Source organism: Deltaproteobacteria bacterium (assembly GCA_019309045.1).
Lineage (GTDB): Bacteria > Desulfobacterota > Syntrophobacteria > BM002 > BM002 > JAFDGZ01.
On sequence record JAFDGZ010000040.1, the window covers coordinates 35,625 to 42,599 of the forward strand.

8 protein-coding genes are annotated in these 6,975 nt (G+C 53.8%); 3 read left to right on the top strand and 5 right to left on the bottom strand.

Features of this window, described 5'->3' with window-relative positions:
- Positions 1 to 374 precede the first annotated feature (374 nt).
- A complete protein-coding gene (locus tag JRI89_10155) occupies positions 375 to 1,289 on the top strand; it encodes a 50S ribosome-binding GTPase (protein MBW2071603.1) in 915 nt (304 codons plus the stop codon).
- A gap of 23 nt (positions 1,290 to 1,312) precedes the next feature.
- Here JRI89_10155 and merF read toward each other — a convergent pair whose 3' ends face one another.
- Positions 1,313 to 1,573: a mercury resistance system transport protein MerF gene (gene merF / locus JRI89_10160; GenBank protein MBW2071604.1), complete on the bottom strand. Its 261-nt coding sequence runs from the start codon at positions 1,571 to 1,573 to the stop codon at positions 1,313 to 1,315.
- 349 nt (positions 1,574 to 1,922) lie between these two features.
- On the opposite strand from merF, the gene JRI89_10165 reads away from it, so the two are divergent.
- Positions 1,923 to 2,168, top strand: coding sequence for a hypothetical protein (locus tag JRI89_10165; protein ID MBW2071605.1), 246 nt, complete (start codon positions 1,923 to 1,925; stop codon positions 2,166 to 2,168).
- Between the two features lie 181 nt (positions 2,169 to 2,349).
- Here the strand turns inward: JRI89_10165 and pdxT are convergent, their stop codons facing one another.
- From pdxT to JRI89_10185, 4 genes are all read right to left on the bottom strand, one after another.
- Positions 2,350 to 2,925 (bottom strand): pyridoxal 5'-phosphate synthase glutaminase subunit PdxT, encoded by a 576-nt coding sequence (pdxT, locus tag JRI89_10170; protein ID MBW2071606.1) that lies wholly within the window; start codon positions 2,923 to 2,925, stop codon positions 2,350 to 2,352.
- A 47-nt stretch (positions 2,926 to 2,972) separates the two neighbouring features.
- On the bottom strand, positions 2,973 to 3,893 hold the full coding sequence (gene pdxS / locus JRI89_10175; protein MBW2071607.1) for a pyridoxal 5'-phosphate synthase lyase subunit PdxS: 921 nt from the start codon (positions 3,891 to 3,893) through the stop codon (positions 2,973 to 2,975).
- Between the two features lie 171 nt (positions 3,894 to 4,064).
- Positions 4,065 to 4,709 carry a biotin transporter BioY gene (locus tag JRI89_10180; GenBank protein MBW2071608.1) on the bottom strand — a complete coding sequence of 215 codons (645 nt, stop codon included), beginning with the start codon at positions 4,707 to 4,709 and terminating at the stop codon, positions 4,065 to 4,067.
- Between the two features lie 9 nt (positions 4,710 to 4,718).
- A complete protein-coding gene (locus JRI89_10185) occupies positions 4,719 to 5,678 on the bottom strand; it encodes a biotin--[acetyl-CoA-carboxylase] ligase (GenBank protein ID MBW2071609.1) in 960 nt (319 codons plus the stop codon).
- Between the two features lie 191 nt (positions 5,679 to 5,869).
- Here JRI89_10185 and JRI89_10190 point away from each other — a divergent pair, with 191 nt between their 5' ends.
- The gene (locus tag JRI89_10190) at positions 5,870 to 6,643 is read left to right on the top strand and encodes a hypothetical protein (protein MBW2071610.1); all 774 of its coding nucleotides are present in this window, start codon (positions 5,870 to 5,872) and stop codon (positions 6,641 to 6,643) included.
- The last annotated feature ends 332 nt before the right edge of the window (positions 6,644 to 6,975 follow it).

The window sequence follows — 6,975 nt, forward strand, 5'->3', positions numbered from 1 at the left end:
TCAATCTGGGCGGCTTAACTATGTGCCGATCTGCCGTACTGTCAAGATCCTGACCTGTTTGGCGGATAAAGGAATGGCAGTGCCAGAGACGAGCAAGCTTCCTCTAGCTGATGCGCCTCATGGGACATTGCTGAGAGGGAAGGCTCGCCCGGAGGAGGTGGCTCTCAGAGCAAGTAACGACGTGGATCAGGCGAGGATCTAGCGCTTTGGAGACAGAAGGCGCAGCTGAGCTAGATGGCTCCGGGCGGGGGCTTCATCTACAATGTTGAGTTTCCTCAGCTGGTGGTGTAATTCTGATGTTGCCGGGGTTCGAGCAGCTGATTTTTTGCCAGAAATGCTCGATTCTGACCTGAGCCAACCAGCCGGATCAAGATGTGGAACAGAAGGGATCTCCAGCTGAAATGATTCACAGTTCTCCGGTTATTCCGCCTGAATGGAAAGGGCTGGATCTGTCCGGCCTCAAGGGTACACTGCTGGTGATCGGCGCCCCGAACGTGGGAAAGAGCACCTTCGCCCGCTATCTCTATCAGCAGTTGGCTGCCCGGCAGCAGCGCGTGGCTTTTCTGGACGGCGATCCAGGTCAAACCACCCTCTCTGCCCCCACCACTATGACCCTGGCGCTGGGGCGTTCAGGAGACCATGATTTCCCGCCCCGTGGACGGATGTGGCAAAGCTTCGTTGGCGCTGTGACTCCTGCAGGACACATGCTTCAGGTGGTAATCGGGGCTGCCAGGCTGGTGCGGGCAGCGCAGCGGGCTGGCGTGGAAATAATTGTCTATGACACCACCGGTTTGGTAAACCCCTTCCGAGGCGGCGTTTACCTGAAACTGGCCAAAATTAACCTGTTACGCCCCACTGTGGTATTTGCCATTCAGTCAGCTAGAGAACTGGAGTGCTTGTTGCAGCCCCTGAGACGGAGCAAACGGGTAGAACTCATAGAGCTGTCCATCTCTCCAGGAGCGCGAACTCGGGATGCAACCACCCGTCAGGCCCACCGTGCCGCCCAATTCAGTCGATATTTCACCAATTCCCTGCCATTGACCATCCATTGGCCTCGGTTGGCCGTGTTGCCAGCGCCTCGCTTTGTTGCCAATCAGTTAGTTGCCCTGGAAGACGAAGAGGGGTTGATGCTCGGCTTGGGTATTGTCCTGGAAAGCGACCAGAATGCCAAAAAGGTAGTGTTGTACACCCCAGTAACCTCCATCGATCGGGTGGATACCCTGCACCTGGGCGATGTGGTGCTGGATCCTCATACATTCCAGGATGCACGTTTGCCGAAGAGAAGATGATTTCGCGACAGTTTGCAGCCGCATCAACTTGTTGGAATGCTTATAAAGAAATTTTTCGTTGACTTGCTTGATCTCCTCCACCTTTTGTATGAGGTAAAGGTCAGCACGATGAGCAGCGCCAGGGATGGCAAGAGCACATAATCAAGGTATGGTGTAAAAGTGCTCAGGCCCAGGGCGCCTAAAGTAAATACCAGAAGAGGCGTAAAGCAACAAAGAGCGACGAGTAGTGTTCCGCCAAGCGCTGCAAAGAAACCCTTCTTGGATGTTCCCGGTTGCTCTTTCATCTTCTATCCTTTCTGAGACGAACTCAAAGTCATCGTCATAATCGATGCATAACAGACGTACGAGTGTGACCGCCAGCCGTTGTCTCGAGAGAGAAATTGCCGCTCGCAAGGCTGAATTATCAAGCCGCAGGGACCGTAATAGCGGAGATGCTAATATTGTCTTTTTCCTGAACTGGGTTACACTTGATAACTTCATATCACCACCTCACCCAAGATGATAAACATTGTACCTTGGTATAGAGTCAAGGGGTGCAGAGGAAAAAGTGATTTCTCTTGGCAAAAAGACGAGCACCAACGTTCAAGATTATAAGATTGAGGCAAATTTGCGGCAGAACAATGGAGGGCCGGGATGATTAGGAGCATTCCAAGAATAGAGTTGCTGTTTGCGCCGGGCTGCGCCGCAATTCAAGGAACCATAGCCATGGTCGATGAAGTTCTGGGAGAGCTCCGCATGAATGCTGAGATTGCCAGAGTTATGGTAGAGAATGAAGAGAAGGTGAGGGCGCTCAGATTTCTCGGCTCTCCTTCCATCCGGGTGAATGGTCATGACATTGAACCGGGGGCTGACCAGAGGCAGGATTACAGTATGGGCTGAAGGCTCTATGTAAGAGATGGTGGTTCACCTTCCAAATCGATTCCGAGGGATTTATTACTCGGAGCCTTGAAGAAAACTCTGCAGGAGAGAAAAGCTTCCAAGAGTTAAGTCGGTTTTTCTGCCCGGGCAGAAGTCATCGGACGCACGGTATCACCATAGCGAAAGCTTGCTGCATCCGCGGCTAGCTTTGAACCAGGCTCAGGAAATAGTCATGAAAACGGCTGTCACCAGTGAGTTCGGGATGGAATGAGGTGGCCAGCCACTTGCCTTCCCGGGCAGCCACGCCGGTGCCGTCCGGCAGAGTAGCCAGCAGCTCTGCCTGCCCTTTTACTGCCACCAGTCTCGGCGCCCGGATGAACACGGCAGGGAAAGGCTTGAGGTCGCCGTGCGCCAGTACCGGCACCGTCAGGTCGATCTGGAAACTGTCAACCTGGCGGCCGAAGGCGTTTCGCTCCACCTGGATATCCATGACGCCCAGAGTAGGTTGATTTCTGTCGATTTTTTTGGCAAGGAGCACCATTCCCGCACAGGTGCCCCAGACTGCTCTTGCTCTGGCAAAGGCCTGCAGGGGTTCGATGAAGCCATAGGAGAGCGCCAGTTTGCCGATGGTGGTGCTCTCACCTCCCGGAATGATGAGACCGTCGATTCCCTGGAGATCTCCGGGAAGACGCACCTCAGAGGTTTGTACTCCCAGTCTCTGCAAAACCTGGGCATGTTCTCTGAAATCACCCTGAAGTGCGAGTATCCCTATGTGCATCGTACAGTCACTGTCAGGTAGGATCAGTGCGGAAAAAAATCCTCTGGCTACCAGCCGCGCGTAGAAATGTGGGCGCTTTCCGGCAGAGAACTCACCTCCACACCCACCATGGGTTCCCCCAGATTCTGACTGACTTCAGCGAGAATCTCCGGGTTCTGATAATGAGTGGTAGCCTGAACAATAGCTTTGGCCCTGAGCTCCGGTTCATTGCTCTTGAAGATGCCGGAACCAACAAAGATTCCATCCATGCCGAGCTGCATCATGAGAGCGGCGTCCGCAGGGGTAGCCACACCGCCTGCTGCGAAGTTGACCACTGGCAGCCGCCCCAGTTCCCTGGTCTCTTTGACCAGCTCGTAGGGAGCCCTGATTTCCTTGGCATAGCGCATGAGTTCATCTTCGGGCATGCTCTGCAGCCGACGTATTTCGCCCAGAACAGCTCTGGCATGACGGACTGCTTCCACTATGTCGCCCGTGCCAGCCTCGCCTTTGGTGCGGATCATGGCGGCTCCCTCACCTATACGGCGCAGTGCTTCACCCAGATTGCGGCAGCCACAGACGAAGGGCACCTTGAAATCGTGCTTGTAAATGTGGTGTTCTTCATCCGCAGGCGTCAGAACCTCACTTTCGTCCACATAATCCACACCCAGTGCTTCGAGGATTTGTGCTTCGACAAAGTGGCCAATGCGACACTTGGCCATCACCGGTATTGTAACAGCAGCCATGATTTCCTGGATCTTCCCGGGGTCAGACATGCGGGCCACGCCTCCACTGGTGCGAATGTCTGCTGGCACCCGTTCCAGGGCCATCACTGCCACAGCCCCAGCCTCTTCAGCGATGACGGCCTGCTCCGCGTTGACCACGTCCATGATTACTCCGCCTTTCAGCATTTGCGCCAGGCCGCGTTTTACAGTAACCCCGCCAACTTCACCATAGCCACCAGTTCTCTTCAGCGAATCTTCAGTGGTCATCACTATTCCTCCTTACACGCTCCTTCATGACAGCCAGTTGCTCAGTGGCGGCCACGATAGTGGCAAAATAATTCTTGCGGAGCGTGTTTGCTCTAATGCGGCAATTTTGTCGGCATGAGCGTAGCACCATTGCCTCTCGGGCAGAAAAATTTTTCCAGGAACTGCTGCCAATCATTTTCTGTGGCCAGCTGTCTCTGGAACATTATAGGCAGTCTTCGGCGCGACGCAAGCGGCAACTGCGGCAGCAACCACAGCTTTGGTGACATCGCCAGCTATGAAGGGGATGCTGCCCATCCAGAAAATCTGGCCGATGTCTATGGGCTGTCCTTTAAACGCAGCAAACCAGATGCCCAGATGCAGCAATCCTGGACCATGAATCAGCAGGAAGGTGGCTGTCAGCATCAAGCCGAGCATGCCGGCAAAACTTCTTGCTCTGACGTATCTATCGCTGACATAGCCGATGAAAAACGAGGCGAAGACAAAGCCGACGATATAGCCACAGGTGGGCCCCGCCAGCATAGCAATACCGCCGGACCAGTTGGCAAACCAGGGGACTCCGGCAAATCCCAATCCTGCGTATATTGCCTGGCTGAGTCCGCCTCCCCAGGCGCCCAACAGGACACCAGAAAGAAGTACAGCGAATGTTTGGCCGGTTATGGGAACGGGACTCCAGGGCAGGTAAATCCTCAGCTGGGCCATGATTCCTGTGACGCAGGCCATTCCTACTGCAAGGACCAGCTTCTTGGTGAGACTTGCTTCAGATCTCCACTGGAAAGCCTGGTATTTATAATGATTTACAGTCGCCACAAACGCCATTTTCCCCTCCTATTCCGAAATAGTTTTTAAAGAAACATCACCTGCTAGAATCCGGACCAGCGTATCGTCTGATGCCCTGCGCACCAGAAGGGCGCCGTCTTTGTCGATGTCCACTGCTTTTCCCTCGATGCAGTCGCCTGGACTGCTGACGACTACCTCCGAGCCAAGGGTGGAGCTCAGCTGCCGCCACTTCTCCAGCAAAGGATCCACCTGTCCGCCTCTAAAGGCAAGATAATAAGTTTCCAGCCTGTTCAGCAACTGCCCAAGGCATGCTGCCCTGGAAAATGAGGTGCCGCATTCCTGCCGCATTGAGGTGGCCTGTTGACGCAGCTCCTCCGCAATCTCATTGTTCACATTGAGGCCGATGCCCAGAATGACGTGGTTGACCATGTCGACCTCGGCATCAATCTCGCAGAGTATTCCGGCCAGCTTCTTTGCTCTGACAAACACATCATTGGGCCATTTCAGGGTGCACTGCAGGGTGGAGATCTCCTGAACCGTTTCTGCCACGGCAACCCCTGCAATAAGCGGCAGGCGCAACAGTGTCCAGGGTGGAGCCGCCGGCCGCAGGAGAATAGAAAAGTATATGCCTCCGTGGGGAGAAAGCCACTTTCTGCCGAGGCGCCCCCTTCCCAAAGTCTGTCTTTCAGCAACAAGCACCAGTCCTTCTTCTGCCCCTTTTCGCGCCAATGTCCGGAGTACTTCCTGGGTTGAGTCCACTTCAGCACGAAGCTGGACCTGCCAGTTCCCAGTGACCTCTTTCTGGATGTCTTCGAGCAGCAGTATGTCGCTGCTGTCCGCCAGCTGGTAGCCGACCCGGGGAGAAGAAATGATCTGATAGCCCTGCTGGCGCAGCTTGCGGATATACTTCCATACAGCTGTTCTACTGACGCCCAGCTCTCGCGCCAGGCTCTCGCCTGACACAGGGCCGGCCTGGCATAATCTTCTGAGAATAGTCTCTCTATGCATGATGGCGTGTTTCTATCTCAGGCAAGACGTATTGTCAACCAGTATGGCGACATGGGTTAACAAAAAAATTTCACGAGCCAGGCGATATTCTCCCCCGGTAAAAATAGCTTTGGACATCTTGGCTTTTCGGAGCTAAATTTACTTGAGTGAGTTGAGGTCTGTCAGCCCTGTGAGAAGAAGGAGACAAAGTCATGCAGATTCATATGGAGAGTTACCAACCATATCGGCAGATGGCCACTACCTGCAAGACAAGACCAGTGAGAGAGGGGCGTATTACTTGGACGAAGATCGAGTCGGAACCCTTCTGGAACGACAGATTTCAGGTGAAGACCTTGCGGCGAGACCTGGTGGAGGCTGCGGCCGAGCTCTGGCGTTTAGCGTATCCAGAGCTCTATGGTTCTCCACATCAGTTCATGCTTGACCCCGATCAATATGAGGGTCTGGTGGCGCTGGAGGAGAACTGGGAAGAAGATGCGAGAAACAGGGTATATTGCATGCCGGTCACAGTGGAGCTGGACACAGCAAAGGTGGTGTCTGCCACGGTTCTTACCAAGTTTGAAAAGAACCTGCAGGTGGAGTTTTCTTTCGCCGGCACCCACCCAGATTACCGCCTGCGGGGCATAACCAATGAACTGCGCCGGGTGACTCGAGAAACTGCCGTCCAATCCGGAGCAGAGTATTTCACCACCTTTTGCGAGACCTGGCATGATATTACCCAGAACTGGTGCATCAAAGGCGGCTGGAAAATCGCCGGCATCTTTCCCGGAAACTTCAAGAGATGGAGCGGAGACAATCGAGAATATCGCGGCTGCGTGGTGCATTTTTACCGGTTTGTGGGGGAGGGAGAAGAGTACGTCACCAGACCTGAGGAATGGCATCTTGCCCCCGAGGTGAAAGAGGTATGGGAAGTGCTGGAGAGGGTAAATTGGAGGATTGAGGAGCGTTTCAAGGCGGCTCATTCCTGAGCTGGCGAGACTATCATCAGCAGATCTAGCCACGGCAATAGTGGGATAGCATACAGAGCACAACTGCTTTAAACCAAGATTCAGTTGGAGAGAGAAAGGTTGGACTAGCAGATCCCAAATTCGTTGTGTCGATATCCCATGAAATTGCCGTAAATTATTCTTGACTTGTAAGTGGGGTTTGAGTAGATTCCCATTTTACATCAACCGCGGAAAGTATTGTGTCCCCATCGTCTAGCCCGGTCCAGGACATCCCGCTTTTCAAGCGGGACAACACCGGTAACAAGGCGATGTTTGGAGGAAAGAGGCAGGCCCAGAGAGTTTACTAACGTAAA